We start from the raw sequence: 626 nt of genomic DNA, 5'->3' as shown, positions 1-626 counted from the left end.
CTTATTTCTTGACCAGTTATCGGATCTTTATTTTGCTTCAGTGATTCTAGTGTGGCTTTTAACAGCTCGCCTTCTTCCATTGCTTGATTACTTTCCTTTGGTAACTCACCGTTAAAGCTAGCTGTATTATAAGCCTCCGTTGCTTTAATATCCACTTGACCATCTTTAGACAGAATCCACATGCCACCTTGTTTCAATTTGCTATAAGCCGCAAAATCATAGATTGTCGTATCAGTGGCACTCGCTTTTCCTAACGTTTTTCGCATTCGGCTCACAGTGGCAAAATTTAATTTACTCAAATCATAGCCACCAGTCTGACTATTAAACTGGATATTTGATTGAAGCTCACGAACAGTCTGCTGGATACCTTGCACTAAATCCGTCAAATGGTCGAAAAAAGCCCCATGACTTTGTTCAAAAGCCAAATATTTCTCTAAAATATTTTCCTGTTTATACGCGGTTACTAATTGAGAACGATAGATTTGCATTTCGCCTTCTGTACTGCTGTTCATTCGTTGGTACAGCGCTTCTTTTTTACTTTCAATGCGGTCAATCATTTGGCCGAGTTCGTATAAACCATCTGCATCAATTTTAGCATTAGGAGAAGGGTCTACTTGGTCGTGAAA

General features: G+C 39.1%; 1 protein-coding gene. It reads right to left on the bottom strand.

The window, feature by feature from the left end; all coding sequences use genetic code 11:
* Positions 1–626, bottom strand: a 626-nt coding sequence (locus HCJ55_RS13865) for a T7SS effector LXG polymorphic toxin (RefSeq protein ID WP_221644163.1), incomplete at both ends; no start/stop codon positions are given.

Origin of the sequence: Listeria marthii, assembly GCF_014227425.1 — a bacterium.
GTDB classification, from domain to species: domain Bacteria; phylum Bacillota; class Bacilli; order Lactobacillales; family Listeriaceae; genus Listeria; species Listeria marthii.
This window is presented reverse-complemented; position numbering and strand designations above follow the sequence as displayed.